We start from the raw sequence: 19,661 nt of genomic DNA, 5'->3' as shown, positions 1-19,661 counted from the left end.
CTGGGACATCGGACCGGGAATAAAGCCGTTCGATGGGGGTTTGGGCCGCGCGATCGACGTCACCATGGCGTTGACACGGATCCGCCCACCGCTAGGATGCGCGCCGTTCGCTCGGGCTAGATCGCCAAGATCGCGAGATCCCGAGCCGAGGGGGCGCCGCCGTGCGGCTCTGGCGGACCCTCACCTGGTTTTACCGTGCAGCGACAAAGGGCGCTCAGGTGCGCGCTCTACCGAAGGAGGTCGGATTGTCTACCGACGTGATGATCGAGGCCAATGGGCTCACCAAGCGATACGGGGCGTTTCGCGCGCTCGACAAGGTGAGCTTCGAGGTCCACCGCGGGGAGGTGGTGGGCTTTCTCGGCCCGAACGGCGCCGGCAAGTCCACGACGATGCGTATTCTCACCTGCTTCATTTCCGCCACCGGCGGGACGGCGCGGGTGCATGGCTACGACGTATTCGACGATCCCCTCGAGGTCCGGAAGAAGATCGGCTACCTGCCCCAGCGCGCGCCCCTCTACGGGGAAATGAGCGTCTGGGAGTACCTGACCTTCGTCGCGGACATGCGTGGGCTCGAGACGGCGACGTTCAAGAAGCGCATGAAGAACATCGTCGAGGTCTGCGGCCTCGCGACGAGCCTCGGCAAGGACATCCGCGACCTGTCGCACGGCTACCGGCAGCGCGTCGGCCTCGCCCAGGCGCTCGTGCACGACCCGCCCATTCTCATCCTCGACGAGCCGACGAGCGACCTCGACCCGAACGAGAAGGCCGAGGTCATCAAGTACATCCAGGAGATCGGCAAGGAGCGCACGATCCTCCTCTCGACCCACAACCTGTCCGAGGTCGAGCAGGCGTGCGCGCGCGCGATCATCGTCTCGAAGGGGCGCATCGTCGCTGACGGGCCGCTCGAGGAGATCCGCGCGAAGAGCGGCCGGGTTCGCTACGTGGTCCAGGTGCACGAGAAGCGCGTCTTCGAGGGAGGCCCCGCGAAGAAGGCGCCGAGCGCCGAGGAAGTGCAAACGGCCCTCGAAAAACTGCCCGGCGTGACGAGCGTCGTGGAGCTGCCGACGGACGATCGCGCGCACAGCTTCCAGCTCGCGGGCGCGCAGGACGGCGACATCCGCGCGGAGATCTTCCAGCTCATCGTCTCGAAGGGCTGGCTCCTGCTCGAGATGCGTCGTGAGGCGCAGAAGCTCGAGGACGTGTTCAAGGCGCTCACGAAGAACGACGAGCGCCGTGATCGCGGCCGTCCCGTCGTCGAGGACGACGAGGACGAGGCCGAGGCGGCCGCCGAGGACGAAGACGAGGACGAGGACGAGGACGAGTCCGCTGAAGACGAGTCCGATGAGGACGAGTCCGACGAGGACGAGGACGAAGACGAGTCCGACGAGGACGACAAGAAGAAGAAGGGCTGAACGCCGATGGGCACCACATTCATCATCGCGAAGCGCGAGTTCCGCTCGAACTTCGACTCGACGCTGGCCTACGTCGTGATCTGCCTCGGGCTGATCCTTCTGGGCTTCGTGTTCTTCGAGTTCGGGGGCGGTTTCTGGCAGCAGGACCGGGCCTCGCTCGTGCAGATCTTCGCGCAGGCGCCGCGGGGTTTGTCGTTCCTGATCATCCCCGTCGTGACGATGCGCCTCCTCGCGGAGGAGAAGCGCTCGGGCACGCTCGAGATGCTGATCACCCTGCCCGTGAAGGATCACGAGGTGATCCTGGGCAAGTTCCTCGGGGCGTGGGGGCTCGTGCTCCTGCTCGTCGCCTCGACGCTGCTCTACCCGCTGCTCATGTTCTTCAAGCCCTGGGATCTCGGCCCGCTCGACATGGGCCCGGTCTACTCGGGGTATCTCGGCCTGCTGCTCTACAGCGCGGCGGCCGTCTCGATCGGCCTTCTGATCTCGGCGCTCGCGGAGAGCCAGACGGTCGCGTTTTTCATCACCTTCGTGGTGCTCTTCGCGCTTCACATGGTCGGCAGCGTGGCGGACAAGATGCCGACGCCCTGGCTGCGCGAGGCGATCTCGTTCATCAGCTTCGACACCCGTCTCGTGCCCTTCGCGAAGGGCATGATCAACACCCGTGACATCGTTTACTTCGCCTCGATCGCGGTGGGCTGCCTGATGGCGGCGTTCCGCGCGCTCGAGCGTCGGAAGTGGGCGTAGGAGGAAGGCCATGGAACGCAAGACCAAGGCCAAAGCGGCAACCGGCGTTTATCTCGTCCTCGTCGCGGCGATCCTCGTCGTCGTGAACGTCATCGCGTTCATCCAGAACAAGCGCATCGACGTGACGAAGAACGAGCGGTTCACCCTGTCGAAGGGATCGGCGCGCCTCGTCTCCGAGGGCCTCAAGCAAGACCTGCAGGTCGACGTCTACGTGACGCGCGGCGGCCCGAAGCAGGAGGCCTTCATCCAGGACCTCGTCGACCTGATGAACGAGTACGAGCGCGGCTCGAACGGCAAGTTCAAGTACACGCTCATCGAGCCGAAGACCGAGGAGCAGCGCACGGCCGCGAAGGAAGCGGGCCTGCAGGAAGCGGCCTTCGGTGAGGGCAGCGAGACGGGCCAGGATCAGGCCACGATCACGCGCGGCTTCATGGGCATCGCCTTCAAGTACGGCAGCGAAAAAGAGGCGATCCCGATACTGTCGGCAGACCAGTCGCAGGGCCTCGAGTTCTGGATCACGAACAAGATCCGGGAGCTCCGCGACCGCGCCGACAACGTCTACCAGAAGTACGGCGTCATCACGGGCAAGGACGAGATGAAGCTGACCGACACGAACCTCGTGGCGGCGCAGCCCGGCCGCGGCGGCGGTCCCTCGATGAAGGGGATCCTCGACCAAGCGTTGCCCTTCTACAAGATCGAGGAGGTCGACCTGCAGAACGGCGACGCCGAGATCAACAAGGAGCTCGCCGGCATCATCATCACGCAGCCCGGCAAGGACTACACGGAGAAGGAGCTCCGCCGCATCGATCAGTTCCTCATGGAGGGGAACAAGTCGGTCGTGGTGGTCGCGGGCGCCGTGAACCTCAAGGCCTCCGACGCGGCGATGAAGGCCGAGCTGAACCTCCACGGCCTGGACAAACTGCTCGACGGCTACGGCGTCGAGATGAAGAAGGAAGCGATCATGGACTGGGGTCGCCCCGTCCGCATCGCGGTCCCGACGCAGACCGGCCAGGTCATCGGCATCATCGGCTACGGCATGGCGCACGCGCAGCACGTCGACGGCCTCGACGAGAAGGAGCAGACGCTCGACTCGTCGTTCGCCGGCTTCTTCCGCATCGAGGAGCTCGCGTTCCCCTTCCCGTCGACGCTCGTCCCGCACCCGGAGAAGCAGCCGGGCGCGCAGATGAAGGTGGTCGCTCGCTCCACGCCGCGCAGCACGATCGACACCTCCGACGCGATCGACCTCAAGTTCTCCGCGCAGGCCAAGCCGAAGGGCGAGTACGGCCAGCGCGCGATGGCCGTCGCGCTCGAGGGCAAGATCAAGAGCGCGTTCGGCGGCGCGGGTGAGGGCATCGAGACGGCGGCCGAGTCGAAGGACAAGAGCCGCTTGCTCGTGATCAGCGCCTCGCAGTTCCTCGCGAACCCCTACGCGCGTTCGGGCAACGCGCCCCCGATGCCGCCGCAGATGATGATGATGGGCGGCATGGGCGGCGACGAGGATCTGCAGATGCTCTCGATGCCGTACGCCCAGAACTACCTGACGGCGACGATCCTCGCGTTCAAGAACGTCCTCGACTGGATGAGCGGCGATTCGGACCTCATCGCGACGAGCGCGAAGCTCCTCCAGGAGCCCAAGCTCACGTACGCGAACATCGAGGCGCCGAAGATCGACGCGACCGACGACGAGTCGACGGCGACGAAGAAGGCCGAGGAGTATCGCCTCGAGCGCAAGAAGACGCAGACGCGGGTGCAGTGGTCGCTCACGCTCTTCGGCCCCTTGCTCTTCGCGGCGTTCGGCCTCTTCCGCTGGTGGCGGCGTGAGAACGCGCGGGAATCCATCCGACTCGACTGACGACGAAGACGAAGGACACCCATGAAGACCGAGTACAAGATCTACGTGGCGATCGGCGTCCTCGCGGCCCTCGGCGGCGGCCTCTACGCCACGAGGCAGACGAAGCAGAAGGAGATGTCGGCCCACTCCGCGACCGCGGCGACGGCCGACTTCCCGGCGCTTGCGCCCGCGAAGGACGACGTCGAGGCGATCACCAAGATCGAGATCAAGAACGCCGACAAATCGAGCGTCACGCTGGAGAAGAAGGGCGACGCATGGGAGCTCGTGGCTCCCGTGTCCGCCAAGGCGAACGCGTCGAACGTGCGGTCGCTCCTCGACAACTTGAAGGACATCAAGGTCAAGGAGAGCATCGACCGCGGCACGGGCACCTACAAGCAGTACGAGCTCGACGACGAGAAGGGCGTCCATGTCCTCGCCTACAAGGGCGACGGCAAGATCTTCGACGCCTACTTCGGCAAGAGCGGCTCTCGTGGCCAGCTCGCGCGCGTCGGCGGCAAGGACGGCGTGTGGGTGGTCGGCGGCTACTCGAACTTCCTCTACACGCGTGAGGTCAAGAACTGGCGCGAGACGTCGATCCTCAAGTTCGAGGACGCGAACGTGATCCAGGTGTCCGTGACCAACGCGAACGGCCAGTTCAGCTTCTCGAAGAACGACGAGAAGTGGGCGGGCTCGTACGCGAAGCGCGACAAGGACAAGAAGCTCGAGAAGCCCGAGAAGAAGTGGGAGAAGTTCGACGAGGCCAAGGTCAAGGACATGCTGCGCGCCTACAAGTCCCTGACCGCCGAGGATTTCGGTGACGAGAAATCGGACGCCGGGGTCGACGCGGCCGAGACGAACGGCGGCGTGGTCCAGATCAAGCTCAAGGACAACGCCGGCGACATCACGGTCAAGGTCGGCAAGACGAGCAAGGGATCGAGCCGCTTCGCCCAGAAAGAGGGCGGGGACGGCACGGTCTACGTGATCTCGTCGTGGTCGGGCGACTGGGCCACGGCGGATCGCGCCAAGTTCGAGAAGTCCGACGACAAGAAGAAGGACGAAAAGAAGGACGAGCACGGCGCGGACGACGGCCACGGCCACGACGCGCCCCCCGAGCTCGAATGACCCGAGCCCGGTAGGTCCCGGACACACGAAGGCTCCTTCGCAAGAGGGAGCCTTCGCCGTTTTGTGGCCCCGGTCGAGAAAGCTTGACCGGACGTTTCATGCGTTTTAGGCCGCAGGGGTCATGAAGGCCTCTTACCGCTGGATTCGCGAGCTCATCCCCGGTCTCGATGCTTCGCCCGAAGAGATCGCGCGGCGACTGACGCACGCCGGGATCGAGGTCGAGGCGATCACCGAGTTCGGCGAGGGCACGAAGACACTCGTCGTGGCCGAGGTGAAGGCCTACGAGCCGCACCCGTCGCGGGCAAAGCTCAAGCTCGTCACGATCAACCGCGGCGTTTCGTCGACGCTCGGGGGCTCCGCTCCGACAAGCGGAGCTGCGCCCCCGAACCCCCAGCAACGTATCGTCTGCGGCGCGCCGAACGTGCCCGAGCCGGGCGGCCTCGTGGCGTTCGCGCCCCTCGGCGCGCACCTGCCGGCCGTGAACATGACGCTCACGCCGCGCGAGATCGGCGGCGTCATCAGCGAGGGCATGCTCTGCTCCGAGCGCGAGCTTGGTCTCTCCGCGGTCGCGAGCAAGGACGAGGACGCGGGGATCCTGATCCTGCCGAAGGGCCTCGCCGCGCCGGGCACGCCGCTCCGCGAGGCCATGCCCGAGGTGCACGACTACATCCTCCACCTTGGTTTGACCCCCAACCGTCCGGACGCGCTCGGCCACATCGGCCTCGCGCGCGAGATCGCGGCGCTCTTCAACCTGCCGTGGAAAAAGCCCACGCCGAAGGCGTTGGTCGACGCTCGGGGGCTTCGCTCCGGCGAGCGGAGCTCCGCCCCCGAACCCCCGCGTTTCGCCGAGGGCGAGACCGTGTCGCGCCACGTGTCCGTGCGGATCGACGACACCGAGCGTTGCCCGCAGTACGGCGCGGGCCTCGTGCTCGGCGTGACGATCGGCCCCTCGCCCACGTGGCTGCGCTACCGGCTGGAGAGCCTCGGCGTTCGTTCGATCTCGAACGTCGTCGACGTGACGAACCTCGTGCTGCTCGAGTACGGGCAGCCGATGCACGCGTTTGATCTGAACGACGTGCGCGGCAGCCAGATCCTCGTGCGCCGCGCCACGCCGGGCGAGCCCTTGAAGACGCTCGACGGCGAAAGTCGCAAGCTCGACGCGGATGATCTCGTCATCGCAGACGCCGAGGGGCCGACCGCGCTCGCGGGCATCATGGGCGGCGCGAACAGCGAGATCCACGCGAACACCACGCGCGTGCTCCTCGAATGCGCCTACTTCGCGCCGCGCGGCGTGCGGCGCACCGCGCGCAGGCACGGCATGCACACCGAGTCGAGCCACCGCTTCGAGCGCGGCGTCGATCACGGCTCGCTCGAAGACGCGCTCGCCTATGCGACCACGCTTCTCACGGAGCTCGCGGGCGGCGCGGCGGCGCGCGAGCCGATCCTCGCCGGCGCGAAGATCCCGGCCCGCGAGCCCGTGCGCCTGCGCGCCGCGCGCATGAACGCGCTGCTCGGCACGGACGTCCCGCTCCCCGAGGCGACCGACATCCTGACGCGCCTCGGGTTCGAGGTCCGCGGCACGCACGGCGAAGGCGAGCAAGCGTACGCCGACGTCATCCCGCCCTCGCACCGGCCCGACATCGCTGGCGAGGCGGATCTCGTCGAGGAGGTCGTCCGCGTGCGTGGCCTCGGCACCGTGCCCACGGTGCTCCCGGCCCTGCGGCCGCAGCCTCCGCGCCACACGTTTGATCTCTCGCTCCGCGTGCGCGGCGCGGCCGTCTCCGTGGGGCTCTCGGAGGCGATCACGTACGGCTTCGTCTCGGCCGAGGAGATCGAAGCGCTCGGCCTGCCGCCGGCGCCGTTCCGCCTCTTGAACCCGCTCACGCAGGATCGCTCCGTGATGCGCACGTCGCTGCTCCCGGGCCTGCTCGAAGCCGTGCGGCGCGCCCGCAGGCACGGCGTCCCCGACATCCGGATCTTCACGGTCGGCGCACGTTTCCTCGCCGATCCCACGCGCGCGCCGCTCGCCGACGAGGTCCCCTCGTTCGCCGCGGTGCTCGCCGGCTACCGTCGCTCGCCGCTGCAAAAACCGGTCGAGGTCGACGTGTACGACGCGAAGGGCGTGGCCCTCGAGATCGTCGAGCGCGTCACCCACGAAAAGGCCGACGTCGCGCACCAGCCCGAGGCGACGCGCGCGCCGTACCTGCACCCGCGCGCGGCGGGACAGATCCTCGTGAAGGGGCGTGTCGTCGGCGCGTTCGGCGTCCTGCACCCCGACGTCGTCGACAAGCTCGACCTCGATGGCTCCGCGGTCCTCGTGGAGCTCGATCTCCGCGCCCTCGGCGAGGTCGGCGCGGCGCGGCCGCAGTACCGCCCGATCCCGACGCTGCCCGCCGCGACGCGCGACGTCGCGCTCGTCGTCTCGGACGAGGTCGAGGCGGGCGCGGTCGGCACGGCCATCCGCGAGGCCGGCGGCGAGCTCTGCGAGTCCGTGGAGGTCTTCGACCTCTTCCGCGGCGGTAGCATCCCCGCGGGCCATCGCTCCCTCGCCTTCCACGTCGTCTACCGCGACCCGCGCGCCGCGACCGATCCCGAGAAGGCGCGCACCCTCACGGACGAGGAGGTCGACCGGCGACACAAGTCCGTCCTCGAGACCGTCCACGCCCGCTTCGGCGCCACGCTCCGCGCCTGAGCTCCGTCCCTCCTCCTCGCAGCACGTCCACAAAATTCCTACCGCGTTGTGCGGACGGATGCCTTTTCGCGTGCGGCCGTAGCGTGGGCGCCCCCTGAACGAGAGTTCTCGCCGGCAACGATTGACGGGCTCGGTCCACCCGGAAAACACTGAAATTTGCTATCGGGGCCCGCGAGCGCTCGCGTCGAACCTGGCCTTTCCACCCTCGCGAGCGCTCTCTGGTCCCCTGTCGACCCCTCAAGGACGGGACGGAGGACCATGGCGGAGACCCACATCACTGGGAAACACCTTCGGGCTGGGCTCGTGTGCCTCGGCATCACGAGCGCCTTCGCGCCGACGGTCGCGCACGCGCAGCCCTACCAGTTCGACACGAGCGAAGCGACGTTCGACACGACGTACGCGCAGACCACCATCAGCCTGAGCGGCACGATCAAGAACCGCGCGGGCCAGGCCCTCACGGGCGCCACGGTGACCGTCCTCGCCTGGGGCGACGGCGTGACGAACGCGGGCAAGACGGCGACCACGAACGCGTCCGGGGGCTTCACGATCACGGGCCTCAAGCGCCGGAACGTGCTGCTCAAGATCACCGCCTCCGGCCACTACAGCGAGATCATCCCCGTCGACCTGCACCGGCCGACGAGCGAGACGATCACGAGCACCGGCACGATCTCCATGAACCCGACGAAGGCGGGCCGCGTGCGCCTGATCTTCGGCGGCGACACCATGCTCGGCCGCCGCTTCACCGACCTCGACGCAGACGGCATCGAAGGCGAGGCGGGCGACCTCATCCGCCCTGCGACGCGCGCCGCCGACGCGCAGGCGATCTTCTCCTACGTGCGCGACGCCCTCTCCTCGGCGGACTACACGATCGTGAACCTCGAGTCCCCGATCACCTCGGACACGAGCACGCCGCATCCGTACAAGGACTACACGTTCTTCTCGTACCCCGAGACGCTCGCGGGCATCACGTACGCGGGCATCGACGGCGTCGACCTCGCGAACAACCACATCTTCGACTACCTCACGACCGGCGTGACCGACTCGATGCTCCACGTCTCGAACGCGGGGCTCGACTGGTGCGGCGTGGGCTCGAACGATACGAACGCCGAGGGCACCACGATCTTCCGCACGCTGAACAGCGTGCCGCTCTCGCTGCTCGGCTTCAGCGAGCTCGTCTCCGACGGCTCGTCGGAGCTCGACTACCTGCTCGTCGCCCGTGATCCGGACAAGGCGGGCGCGCTCGAGGCGTCGAGCGCGAACATGAACGCGTTCATCGACGACGAGACGCCCGAGCGCTTCGCGATCCCCATGATCCACGGCGGCGTGGAGTACAGCGAGTTCCCCTCGAACTCGATGCGCTCGAAGTTCATCTCGCTCGCGAACCGGGGCGCCGGGATGGTCGTCGCCCACCACACGCACACCGCGCAGGGCATCGGCCTCGTGAACGTGGGCGGGACGCCGCGCTTCGTGCTGATGTCCCTCGGCAACTTCGTCTTCGATCAGGACGTCCACGAAACCTTCCAGTCGATCCTCGCGATCGCGGACGTCGACGTGCTCGCGGGCGGCGGCTTCGACGTCGCGCGGCTGGATCTGATCCCGATCAGCATCGAGGGCTACGTGCCGAAGCTCGTCGCGGGCGACGGGCTCGCGCGCATGGGGCGGCATTTCGGGCACCTCTCGACGCACCTGCCGAAGAGCCCGGCCGGCCAGAACATCGCGGACGGGCTCTCCGGCGCCGTCGTGTTCCCCACGGGGCACCGCATCGTCGCGCTCCGCTCGACCTCGCAGTACACGACCTCGACGACGAACCAATCGCTCAACGCGGCCGTCACGAGCCAGACGACCGGGCCCATCGCGTTCGCACGGAACGCGCCTTCGGACTCGCTCTCGTACGTGAAGTCGAGCGCGAGCGCGACGGTCGAGTGGGGCCGCGAGCTGCTCATCAACGGGGACTTCGAGGACCTCGACGTCGACGGCGATTTCAGCGAGGGCGCGGCGTGGGACCAGAGCACGGTCCGCTACGTGGAGAACAGCGTCGTGCGCAGCGGTATGGGCGCGCTCGTGATGCTGCGGAACGCGTCGAACGCGACGGAGATCACGGTCTACAACAACAACCGCGTGTCCTTCCCCGGCGGCTCGAAGCTCACGATCACGGGCTGGATCCGCGGCGACAACGCGGGCCCCTTCACGCTCACGACGCGCATGTACAGCGACAGCGGCACAACGCTGAGCACGACGGACTCGTACACGAAGAGCGCGAGCACATACGGCTGGACGCAGTTCATCGTGAACGTCACGGCCGCCTCGAACGCGACAAGCGCGCGCTTCTACTTCAGGACCTCGCCCCCGGCGACGGGCGAGGCGCGGATCTTCATCGACGACTTCAGCCTCATCCGCTGGGAGAAGAGCTCAATCTACGCCTTGAACGGCTTCGAGATCCCCGCGCCGAACAACTGGAGCCACGTGCGCTTCACCAACGTGGCCGCGGGCGTCTCCTCGCTCGGCGTCACGCTCGGGCACCGCACGTTCACCGCGCTCTAGGCAGAATCCTCCGCCAGGATCCTCGCCCAAAAAGCCTTCACCTCGTCGATGCGCTCGGTGCGCGCGGCCGGCGGCAACCCGTCGAGCAAGAGCGCGCCGTAGCCACGCGTCCGCACCCGTCGATCGAGGATCGTCACGATCCCCCGATCCTGCCGCGTCCGTATCAGCCGGCCGAACCCCTGCTTCAGCGTGATCGCCGCCTGCGGCACGGTGTACGTCGCGAACGGGGAGTGCCCCGCCTGCTCGATCGCCTGCGATCGCGCGACGACCACGGGATCCGTGGGCACGGCGAACGGGATCTTGTCGATCACCACGAGCCGAAGCGCATCCCCCGGCACGTCCACGCCCTCCCAGAAGCTCATCGTGGCCACGAGGACCGCGTGGTGCGCGGCGCGGAACTTCGAGAGCAGCATCCGCTTCGGCGCCTGCCCCTGCACCATGAGCGGCCCCGGCACCCGGCCCGCGAGCGCGCGGCCGAGCGCGACCATGGAACGGTTGGAGGTGCAAAGAACGAACGCGCCGCCGCCCACGATGTCGACGAGCTCCACGATCCGATCCGCCGACGCCGCGAGGAACGCAGGCTCCGAAGCCTCCGGCAGATCCCGCGGCGTGTAGAGCAGCGCGCGCGACGCGTAGTCGAACGGCGACGGCACGACGAGCTCGTCGACCGGCACCGTGACGCGCTCGTCGAGGCCGAGGCGCGTGCGCAAAAACCTGAAATCCCCTGCTTTTGCGGTCATCGTCGCGCTCGTCAGCACCACGCCGCCGATCCGCTCGAAGACGCCTTCGCGAAACAACCAGCCGACGTCCACAGCCGACGCGCCCACCGACACGGAGCGCGCGCGCACCTCGACCCACGTCACCTGGTTCGACTTGCCATCCACGATCTTCGCCGCGTCTGCGCGCAGCGTCTCCGCCCGCGTGCCGACGAGCGCGACCGCCTCCGTGATCGCGTGCGCCGACGCGTACCCCGCGAGCGCTTCGAGCGCCTCGTCGAAGTGGTGATACGCATTCACGAGCTCGCCCGCCCACACCTCGCGCTTGAGCTCCACGCGTCCCTCGCGCGCGGCCTCGCCGGCGACCCGCGCGACCGCCGCGAAAAATCGATCCGCTGCCTCGCGCACGATCGCCACGATCGCGGTCCCCTCCCCTCGCCCGAGGATCCGATCGGCGAGCCCGCTCGCGATGAAGGCGCGATCGGCGTCCCGCAGCATCGAGTCGACGCGCGATCCCGAGATGCGCGTCCCAAAAAACTCGGTCGCGATGTCCTCGAGCTCGTGCGCCTCGTCGAAAATCACCGCGTCGTACGGAGGCAACGCGCCCGCGCCGGGGACGTTGCCGCGGCCGAGCTTGAGCGAGAGATCTGCGAAGAAGAGGTGATGGTTCACCACGAGCACGCGCGCCTCTTCGGCCTCGCGTTTCATGCGCGTGACGAAGCACTTTTCGAAAAACGGGCACGCCGAGCCGATGCGCGTCTCGCTCGACGAGCACACCTCGCGCCGGATCGGATCCGACTCGGCGAGCGTGACGAGCTCCGAGAGGTCACCGACCTCGGTCTCGCGCGCCCACGCCTCCACGACCGGCAGCGAGCGCATCACGCCCGCGTCGTGGTTCGCCTCGGGGCTCGTCCGCAGCTCGTCGAGGCGCCGCAGGCAGAGGTAGTTCCCGAGCCCCTTCACGAGCGCGGCCGACACGCGCAGACCGAGGTACTCGGCCACGAGCGGCAGATCCTTCGCAAAGATCTGCTCTTCGAGCGCCTTCGTCGCCGTGGAGATCACGACCTTGCGCCCGCTCAGGATCGCCGGGACGAGGTACGCGAGCGTCTTGCCCGTACCCGTGCCCGCCTCGCAGAGCAGCACGCGATCCTCGTCGAGCGCGCGCTCCACCGCGTCGGCCATCGCGAGCTGCCCCTCGCGATCCTCGTAGCCCTCGAACGCCCGCGCGAGCGGCCCGCTCGGCCCGAGGAGCCGACGCGAACGCCCTTCCCTCGCTGGCTCTTCTTGCCCTTCGTCGGCCTCGACGTCGTCGTCGTCGTCGCTCACGACGACCGCGACGCCGCCTTCTCGAGCGAGAGCGCGAAGCCGACCTCGGCCATCGCCTCGTCGAGCCCCGCCACGCGCTTCTCGAAGGAGACCTCGAACCAGCTATCGAGCGTGCGTTCTTCGTCGCTCGGATCCGGCAGGCGCGTGACCTGCGTCCCGACCTCGAGATACCCGCGTTCCCGCGCGGCGACGCCGAGCCCGCGCGCGCGCTCGAACATGTCGTCGTCCGGGTCGTGCGGGAAATCGGTGCGCTGTGCACGCAGCACGAGGCTCACCGCGACCTCGGTCGCGTGTACCCGCACGCCCGAGTCCATGATGAGGTTCTCCCGCGCGCGCTCGGCGACGTGCACGACGTCACCGCGCGTGCGGTACACCTCGAACCCTGCGGCGATCAAAGCTTTTTTGACTTCGGCCGGCGTCGGCATCGTCCGATCGTTCCGGGCCCCCCAGATTATTTGGACCGGGCCCAAGGCTCGCAACTTCGTGAAGAGACGTCAAGAGGCGGCTCGGCCTCGCGCGCCGCGGTCGCCACGTCGAGGAACGCAAGGCCCACGATTGCGCCGCCGAGCTCCTCCTGGATCCAGACGACCCGCCCCGATCGCGAGCCCTCTTCGCCAAGGCTCACCTCGAAGCAGTCGCCGAGCCCCACTGGCTCATCGAGAATCGCGCGCAACCCACCCAGGCTGATGTTGAGCGCGAAGCCGTGCACCTCCCGCTCTCCGCGACGAAACACGACCCGTTCGGTGAACGGGCGGCGCGTCGAGGCGCGACGCCCGAGCTTGGCCATGGTGGGAGGAGCGCACGTGGTCGGCGTCAAAGAGCGGCGTTTCACGAGGCTCGGGAGCGTAGCAGCGAGCCTCGTGTTGTCAGCCGACGTACGGCTTTTCCGGTTGGGTCCGCCCGAGGCTCAATGCGTGGCGTTCGGGGCGTGGCCGCTCGAGCCGTCGTCGGGCTCCTGGAACACGGGGGCCGGCTCGAGGACGTTGAGCTGATCACGCTTCAGCTTGAGGCCTTTGTCCGAGAAGAAGAGGTCGTTCTCTTCGAGGCGCGATCGGACACGGCCGATGAACAGGATCGGGTCACCCTCGCGGGTGTAGCCGAGCTGGACGATCGCGCCCTTCGGCCAGGAGCCGCCTTCGAAGGTGAGCTCGCGGCGCAGCGTGTAAAACCCTTCGGGCGTGAGCTTCTTCAACGTGCCCGCCCAGTTCAGCCCGCGGAACTCGATGCCCGGGCCGTGGAAATGCCAGCGGTTGTGGATGTTGTGGTCGGGCGCGATGACCTGAGGAAGGCCGCTGTCCGAGTGATTGTGGAAATACACGATCGTGTTGGCAGGGACCTTCTGCTCGTTGCCCGGAAGCGGCTGCGACGTCAGGTAGAGCCCGCAATCCGGCAGCATGTTTTTCGGTGTGGCCATGGGACCCGGAGCTTACTCATCACGCGCCGGGCGGTCGAGCCGTTCGACGCGGGCAAAGGAAGCCTTCTCCCCCAGCGCCTCCCTCATGAAGTCGTGCTATGCCGGGGCCTCGGTTGATCCCCTGCGAGGCTTCTGACCCTCGCCACGCCGGATGCGGAGCTCGAGCACGTGAACAAGTTGACAAGCATCCTGGGCGGCTTCGCCGTCATCGCCATCGCCCTCGTCTTCATCGTCCAGTTCCGGCCGAACGCAGGGCAGCAGATGGTCGAGTCTGCGAGGTGCGCCGTGGAGATCCGCGGGACCTGCATCTCGTCGGGCCATTTCTGGGCCTCGTATCGCATGCTCGCCCCACGCGGCGCCGACCAGGAGTGGATGCGGCAGCGCAACCTCCGCAAGATCACGGCCGAAGGCCTGGTCGAGCGACAGCTCCTCAACGAGGACGCGAAGCGGCTCGGGATCACGATCTCGGAGGACGAGCTCAACGCCGAGCTCACCTCGGGCCGGATGCACGTCTCGATGCCGCTCGCGCCCGTCATGATGCCCGACGGCCGCGTGGTCGATCCGCGCGGCGCCGCGTACATGAACCTCGGCGGCCCGATGATCCGCTACCTGAACGTCAAGAATCGGCAGACCGGAAAGTTCGACCTCAAAGCATATGAGCGCGAGGTCCGCATGGTCGCCAAGATGAGCCCGCAGGAGTTCCGCGAGTACCAGAAGGAAGAGATCGTCGCGGCGCGCATGCGTGAGCTCGTGCGCTCGCGCGCGGTCGTGGGCGAGGCCGAGGCGTTCGCGCGGTACAACCAGGACAAGTCGACGGCCTCCGTCTCCTACGTCCGCCTCGACAAACGCTTCTTCGCGGATCTCGTGGCCGACAAGTCGCAGAAGGCGATCGACGCGTGGGTCGCGCTGAACAAGGAGGAGGAGGAGCGCACGTGGAACTCGCGCAAGTCCTCGTACCTGCCCGAGTGCCGCGTGACCCGCCACATCCTCGCGAAGATCGATCAGGACAACGCCGACCCCGCGGACGCGAAGGCGAAGGCCAAGGAGAAGATCGAGCAGGCGAAGGCGCGGCTCGACAAGGGCGAGCGTTTTGCGGACGTGGCGCGCGCGATGAGCGAGGACGGCAGCGCTGAGCGCGGCGGCCTGCTCGGCTGCGTGACGAAGGGCAAGATGGTCAAGCCCTTCGAGGACGCGATGCTCAAGGCCGAGCCCGGCAAGGTGACGGACATCGTCGAGAGCGAGTTCGGCTATCACCTCGTGCTCGTCGACAAGGTCGCGAAGGACCTCGAAGCCGAGGCCGTGGGCCGCGCCGAGGTCGACGAGGACCTCTACCTCAAGTTCGAGACCGAGCGCCTGACGGCCGAGGCCGCGAAGACGATCCTCGCCGCGGTGAAGGGCGGCAAGACGCTCGACCAGGCCGTCGAGACCTACCTCTCCGAGCTCGAGGCGAAGCTCGCCAAGAAGGACGAGAAGAAGGACGACAAGGCGAAGAAGGACGAGAAAAAAGGCGACAAGAAGGACGAGGCGAAGGACGAGGCCGCGGCCGAGTCGCCCGTGCGCAAGCACCCGCAGCGCCCCATCGTGGAGTCGAGCCTCCCCTTCAACGCCTCGGGCAGCCCGATCCCCGGCATGATGCCGGGCTCGAACGCCGCGACGCAGGCCTTCAAGCTGGAGAAGCCGGGTGATGCCGCGGACGAGATCGTCCAGCTCTTCAACGGCTACGCCGTGATGGTCCTGAAGGAGAAAAAGCCCGCCTCGAAGGAGGAGTGGGAGAAGGACCGCGCGATGTTCATGGCCCAGTTCCGCGAGGAGAAGCAGGAAGACGCGCTCGTCGCCTACATCTCGCGCCTGCGCAACACGCTCGGAACGGAGATCAAGTTCGGCGGCGCAGAGTTCACGACGGAAGCGAAGCCGCCCAAGGAAGGCGGCGAGGACCTGGGCGAGTAGCGGAACGGCTCTGAATGCATCATTCGTGAGGGCGGATGCTGCTCCACCACGACCTCGTCCTCCCGAACGGACTTCCTCTCGTCATCGTCCCGCAGCCGAGCGTGCACCGCGCGGTCGCGGCGCTCTTCCTGCGCACGGGATCCCGCTTCGAAACCTCCAAGACGAACGGGATCTCGCACTTCCTGGAGCACATGGTCTTCCGGGGGACGAAGGATCTCCCCTCGGCCCACGCCCAGGCCCTCGCGTTCGAGCGGCTCGGCGGAACGCTCTACGCCGCGACGTACGTGGATCACGGCGTGATGAGCATCTCCGTGCCGCCGCGGAACTTCGAACAGGTGATCTCCCTGCTCGGTGAGGTGACGACGGAGCCGCGTTTCTCCGATCTCGAGATCGAGCGCGGGATCGTGCGCGAGGAGATCCTCGAGGATCTCGACGACGATGGTCGGATCATCGACGCCGACAACCTCGCGCGCGCCTTGATGTATCAGGATCACCCGCTCGGCTACACGATCACGGGCGGCCTCGACACGCTCGCGGTCTTTGACGACGCGATGCTTCGCGCGCACCACGCGCGGCACTACACGACGTCGAACGCGGTGCTCTGCCTCTCGGGCAACCTCGATCCGGATCGCGTGATCAAGGCGGCCGAGCGCGCCTTCGCCAGCATGCCCAAGGGAAGCCGCATCAGCGCGGCCCCCCCGCCGAACGGCCAGAAGAAGCCGCGCTTCTCGTTCGTCGAGAACCAATCGAGCCAGACGGAGTTGCGCGTCGCGTTCCGCGCGGTGAGCGAAAAAGACAAGCTCGAGCCGAGCGTGGAGATGCTCCTGCGCGTGCTCGACGACGGCATGTCGACGCGCCTCTACGAGCGCATCTGCGACCGGCTCGGCCTCTGTTACGACGTCTCGGGCATGTTCGAGGCGTACGAGGACGACGGCGTCGTCGACATCGCCGCGGGCGCGGCGCACGAGCGCGCGACCGTGGTGCTGAAGGAGATTTTTGCCCTTGTCCACGAGCTCGCGTCGCACGGGCCGACGCCCGAGGAGCTCGACAAAGCGAAGAACCGTCACCTCTGGTCCGTCGAGGCGATGCTCGACGACGCCGACGGCTTGGCGAGCTTCTACGGCCTCGCCGCCTTCGCGAGCATCGCGCGGACGCCGATGGCCCGGCACGAGGAGCTCGCGAGCGTCACGATCGCCGACGTGCGGGATGCCGCGCAGCGCGTTTTCCGTCCCGAGCGGATGAGCACGGTCGCAGTGGGCCTGCTCAGCCGCGCGGAAGAGGGGCGGATGGAGCGGGCCGTCAAGGGATTTGGGGGATAACGCACCCAAACGGAGGCGCGACAGGGGCGGATACGGGCCTTGTTATTGAAGTGATTATTGAAGCAGTAGGCCGAGACAGAAGCTTCTTGCATGCATGCGCATGAACGCATATAGCAAGAAACGTGATGCACGATCCGACGGGCCCGAGCGGGCGTCTGCCTTCAGACGCCGCGAGCCGGTGGGAGCTCTACCGGCTCCTCGCGGATCCGGTGCGCCCGCGGCTGCTCGCGCTGGCAGCGGCCGAGGAGCTCGGCGTCGGGGAGCTGTCGGAGCTGCTCCGGGAAGGCCAGCCGAAGATCTCGCGCCACGCAGCAGCGCTCCGGGACGCAGGGCTTCTCCTCGCGCGCAAGCAAGGCACGTGGACGCTGCTCCGGCTCTCGCCGGGAGCCGCGACGGATCCGGTCGTGGCCGACGCCGTGCGGGCCGGGACCGCGGCCTGCGAGGCCGACGGGACGATGGAGCGGATCGGCGAGGTGATCGCCGGGCGCGACGCCGCGACCCGCGAGTTTTTCGCGCGCGCAGGGAGGCCGCTCCGACCGGGGCCGCCGCTCGAGCTCGGCGCGTACCTCACCGCGCTCGCGCCGCTCCTGCCGCATCGCGCGCTCGCGGTCGACGTGGGCACGGGCGACGGCGCGCTGCTCGAAGTGCTCTCGCCGCTCTTCGCGCACGTCATCGCGGTGGATCGCGCCGAAGCGCAGCTCGCGCTCGCGGAGGAGCGCATCCGGCGGCGCGAGCTCACGAACGTGGAGCTCGTGCAGGGCGAGTACGACGCGCCCGATCTGCGCGAACGCGTCATGTCGCGGGCCGGTGAAGCCGGCGGCGCGGACGTGGTCTTCGCCGCGCGCGTCCTGCACCACGCGCCCAAGCCCGCGCGCGCGATGGCCGCGCTCATGCACCTCGCGCGGCCGAGCGGCGGCGCGGTCTGCGTCCTCGACTACGAGGCGCACGACGATCAGGCCCTCTGCGAGCAGGAGGCCGATCTCTGGCAAGGCTTCGATCCCGAGACGCTGCGGCGGATGGCCGTCGATGCGGGTCTCGTGGACGTGACGATTCGCCGTCTCCCCCGCGCCTGGCAGGGGGACGGCCCGGACAGGCACCTCGTCTGGCAGCTACTGGTCGGTCGGCACAGCGAGGAAACGCAAGGGACCGCCGAGAACAGCAAGAGGACACGATGAGCGAAAAACCCCGCTTCAAGGTCGCCGATCTCAGCCTCGCCGACTGGGGCCGCAAGGAGATCCGCATCGCCGAGAAGGAGATGCCCGGCCTCATGGCGCTGCGCGCCGAGTACGGCAAGCAGAAGCCCCTCGCCGGCGCCCGCATCGCAGGCTGCCTGCACATGACCATCCAGACCGCGGTCCTGATCGAGACCTTGCGCGAGCTCGGCGCCGAGGTGACCTGGACGAGCTGCAACATCTACTCGACGCAGGATCACGCGGCCGCGGCGATCGCGGCGACGGGCGTGCCCGTCTACGCCTGGAAGGGCGAGACGCTCGAAGAGTACGACTGGTGCATCGAGCAGCAGCTCTTCGCGTTCGAGGGCGGCAAAGGCCCGAACATGATCCTCGACGACGGCGGTGACCTCACGACGATGGTCCACGAGAAGTATCCGCTGCTCTTCGAAGGCGCGGATCCGGTCCGCGGCATCAGCGAGGAGACCACGACGGGCGTGAACCGGCTCTACGACATGCACCGCAAGGGCCTGCTCCGCGTGCCTTCGTTCAACGTGAACAACTCCGTCACGAAGTCGAAGTTCGACAACCTCTACGGCTGCCGCGAGTCGCTCGGCGACGGCATCAAGCGCGCGACGGACGTGATGTTCGCGGGCAAGGTCGCGGTCGTCTGCGGCTACGGCGACGTGGGCAAGGGCTGCGCGCAGTCGCTGCGCGGGCTCGGCGCGCGCGTGATCGTGACGGAGATCGACCCGATCTGCGCGCTCCAGGCCGCGATGGAGGGCTATGAGGTACGCACGCTCGACGCGGTCGCGCACGTCGGTGACATCTTCGTGACCGCGACGGGCTGCAAGGACGTCGTCCGCGGCGAGCACATGCTGCGGATGAAGGACGAGGCGATCCTCTGCAACATCGGCCACTTCGACTCCGAGATCCAGATCGCCTGGCTGGAGACGAACCCCGAGATCAAAGAGGAGAACATCAAGCCGCAGGTCGACCACTTCGTCTTCCCCGACGGCAAGCGCCTCATCGTGCTCGCCCGCGGCCGGCTCGTGAACCTCGGCTGCGCCACGGGCCACCCGTCGTTCGTGATGTCGACCTCGTTCTCGAACCAGGTCCTCGCCCAGATCGCGCTCTGGACCGAGAAGTATCCGCTCGGCGTGCACCTCCTGCCGAAGAAGCTCGACGAGAAGGTGGCCGCGCTGCACCTCGCCAAGCTCGGCGTCGAGCTGACGCAGCTCACGAAGGACCAAGCCGACTACATCGGCGTGTCCGTCGAGGGCCCCTTCAAGCCCGAGAACTACCGGTACTGACGGAGCCCGCCGCGGCGCGCCCTTTCCGAGGCGCGCCGCGGTTTGTCCGTTCGATCGGGCCCGGCTCCCCCCGACCCGACCTCGTTCGTCCCGCCTCTTTCCCGTGGTATGAACG

14 protein-coding genes are annotated in these 19,661 nt (G+C 67.8%); 10 read left to right on the top strand and 4 right to left on the bottom strand.

Annotated elements, in window-relative coordinates; genetic code table 11:
- Positions 1–245 precede the first annotated feature (245 nt).
- The 6 genes from E8A74_RS30140 (at position 246) to E8A74_RS30115 (ending at position 10,342) form a co-directional block, all read left to right on the top strand.
- Positions 246–1,412, top strand: coding sequence for an ATP-binding cassette domain-containing protein (locus E8A74_RS30140; protein WP_232379812.1), 1,167 nt, complete (start codon positions 246–248; stop codon positions 1,410–1,412).
- 6 nt (positions 1,413–1,418) lie between these two features.
- Positions 1,419–2,156, top strand: a complete 738-nt coding sequence (locus tag E8A74_RS30135; protein ID WP_136932552.1) for an ABC transporter permease — start codon at positions 1,419–1,421, stop codon at positions 2,154–2,156.
- Positions 2,157–2,166: 10 nt separating this feature from the next.
- Positions 2,167–4,008 (top strand): GldG family protein, encoded by a 1,842-nt coding sequence (locus E8A74_RS30130; protein WP_136932551.1) that lies wholly within the window; start codon positions 2,167–2,169, stop codon positions 4,006–4,008.
- A gap of 21 nt (positions 4,009–4,029) precedes the next feature.
- Positions 4,030–5,109, top strand: a complete 1,080-nt coding sequence (locus tag E8A74_RS30125; RefSeq protein WP_136932550.1) for a DUF4340 domain-containing protein — start codon at positions 4,030–4,032, stop codon at positions 5,107–5,109.
- Positions 5,110–5,230: 121 nt separating this feature from the next.
- Positions 5,231–7,801, top strand: a complete 2,571-nt coding sequence (gene pheT, locus E8A74_RS30120) for a phenylalanine--tRNA ligase subunit beta (RefSeq protein WP_136932549.1) — start codon at positions 5,231–5,233, stop codon at positions 7,799–7,801.
- A 258-nt stretch (positions 7,802–8,059) separates the two neighbouring features.
- Positions 8,060–10,342: a CapA family protein gene (locus tag E8A74_RS30115; protein WP_136932548.1), complete on the top strand. Its 2,283-nt coding sequence runs from the start codon at positions 8,060–8,062 to the stop codon at positions 10,340–10,342.
- Here the strand turns inward: E8A74_RS30115 and E8A74_RS30110 are convergent.
- The 4 genes from E8A74_RS30110 to E8A74_RS30095 form a co-directional block, all read right to left on the bottom strand.
- Positions 10,339–12,384 (bottom strand): ATP-dependent DNA helicase, encoded by a 2,046-nt coding sequence (locus E8A74_RS30110; RefSeq protein ID WP_232379811.1) that lies wholly within the window; start codon positions 12,382–12,384, stop codon positions 10,339–10,341. The genes E8A74_RS30115 and E8A74_RS30110 overlap by 4 nt on opposite strands.
- Positions 12,381–12,809: a hypothetical protein gene (locus E8A74_RS30105; RefSeq protein ID WP_136932547.1), complete on the bottom strand. Its 429-nt coding sequence runs from the start codon at positions 12,807–12,809 to the stop codon at positions 12,381–12,383. The genes E8A74_RS30110 and E8A74_RS30105 overlap by 4 nt, the downstream gene beginning before the upstream one ends.
- A 26-nt stretch (positions 12,810–12,835) precedes the next feature.
- Complete coding sequence (locus E8A74_RS30100) at positions 12,836–13,171, bottom strand: PilZ domain-containing protein (protein ID WP_170229479.1); 336 nt, start codon at positions 13,169–13,171, stop codon at positions 12,836–12,838.
- 120 nt (positions 13,172–13,291) lie between these two features.
- Positions 13,292–13,798 (bottom strand): hypothetical protein, encoded by a 507-nt coding sequence (locus tag E8A74_RS30095; RefSeq protein WP_136932545.1) that lies wholly within the window; start codon positions 13,796–13,798, stop codon positions 13,292–13,294.
- Positions 13,799–13,966: 168 nt separating this feature from the next.
- On the opposite strand from E8A74_RS30095, the gene E8A74_RS30090 reads away from it, so the two are divergent.
- The 4 genes from E8A74_RS30090 to ahcY all read left to right on the top strand — a co-directional run bounded on the left by E8A74_RS30090 (position 13,967) and on the right by ahcY (position 19,546).
- Positions 13,967–15,745 carry a peptidylprolyl isomerase gene (locus tag E8A74_RS30090; protein WP_136932544.1) on the top strand — a complete coding sequence of 593 codons (1,779 nt, stop codon included), beginning with the start codon at positions 13,967–13,969 and terminating at the stop codon, positions 15,743–15,745.
- 35 nt (positions 15,746–15,780) lie between these two features.
- Positions 15,781–17,064, top strand: coding sequence for a M16 family metallopeptidase (locus E8A74_RS30085; protein WP_136932543.1), 1,284 nt, complete (start codon positions 15,781–15,783; stop codon positions 17,062–17,064).
- Between the two features lie 125 nt (positions 17,065–17,189).
- The gene (locus E8A74_RS30080; RefSeq protein WP_136932542.1) at positions 17,190–18,239 is read left to right on the top strand and encodes a methyltransferase; all 1,050 of its coding nucleotides are present in this window, start codon (positions 17,190–17,192) and stop codon (positions 18,237–18,239) included.
- Complete coding sequence (ahcY, locus tag E8A74_RS30075) at positions 18,236–19,546, top strand: adenosylhomocysteinase (protein WP_136932541.1); 1,311 nt, start codon at positions 18,236–18,238, stop codon at positions 19,544–19,546. The genes E8A74_RS30080 and ahcY overlap by 4 nt, the downstream gene beginning before the upstream one ends.
- Positions 19,547–19,661: the final 115 nt, after the last annotated feature.

It is taken from the genome of Polyangium fumosum (assembly GCF_005144585.1).
Taxonomy (GTDB): domain Bacteria; phylum Myxococcota_A; class Polyangia; order Polyangiales; family Polyangiaceae; genus Polyangium; species Polyangium fumosum.
Note: the sequence above shows the minus strand (reverse complement) of the source record. Positions and strands in the feature narration are given on the sequence as shown.

What these genes read in the sequence shown, in the direction of transcription:
- ahcY (WP_136932541.1), top strand. Translation starts at nt 18,236, where the DNA reads ATGAGCGAAAAACCCCGCTTCAAGGTCGCCGATCTCAGCCTCGCCGAC.
- E8A74_RS30085 (WP_136932543.1), top strand. Translation starts at nt 15,781, where the DNA reads ATGCTGCTCCACCACGACCTCGTCCTCCCGAACGGACTTCCTCTCGTC.
- E8A74_RS30105 (WP_136932547.1), bottom strand. Translation starts at nt 12,809, where the DNA reads ATGCCGACGCCGGCCGAAGTCAAAAAAGCTTTGATCGCCGCAGGGTTC.
- E8A74_RS30130 (WP_136932551.1), top strand. Translation starts at nt 2,167, where the DNA reads ATGGAACGCAAGACCAAGGCCAAAGCGGCAACCGGCGTTTATCTCGTC.
- pheT (WP_136932549.1), top strand. Translation starts at nt 5,231, where the DNA reads ATGAAGGCCTCTTACCGCTGGATTCGCGAGCTCATCCCCGGTCTCGAT.
- E8A74_RS30095 (WP_136932545.1), bottom strand. Translation starts at nt 13,798, where the DNA reads ATGGCCACACCGAAAAACATGCTGCCGGATTGCGGGCTCTACCTGACG.
- E8A74_RS30100 (WP_170229479.1), bottom strand. Translation starts at nt 13,171, where the DNA reads ATGGCCAAGCTCGGGCGTCGCGCCTCGACGCGCCGCCCGTTCACCGAA.
- E8A74_RS30115 (WP_136932548.1), top strand. Translation starts at nt 8,060, where the DNA reads ATGGCGGAGACCCACATCACTGGGAAACACCTTCGGGCTGGGCTCGTG.
- E8A74_RS30125 (WP_136932550.1), top strand. Translation starts at nt 4,030, where the DNA reads ATGAAGACCGAGTACAAGATCTACGTGGCGATCGGCGTCCTCGCGGCC.
- E8A74_RS30080 (WP_136932542.1), top strand. Translation starts at nt 17,190, where the DNA reads ATGCACGATCCGACGGGCCCGAGCGGGCGTCTGCCTTCAGACGCCGCG.
- E8A74_RS30135 (WP_136932552.1), top strand. Translation starts at nt 1,419, where the DNA reads ATGGGCACCACATTCATCATCGCGAAGCGCGAGTTCCGCTCGAACTTC.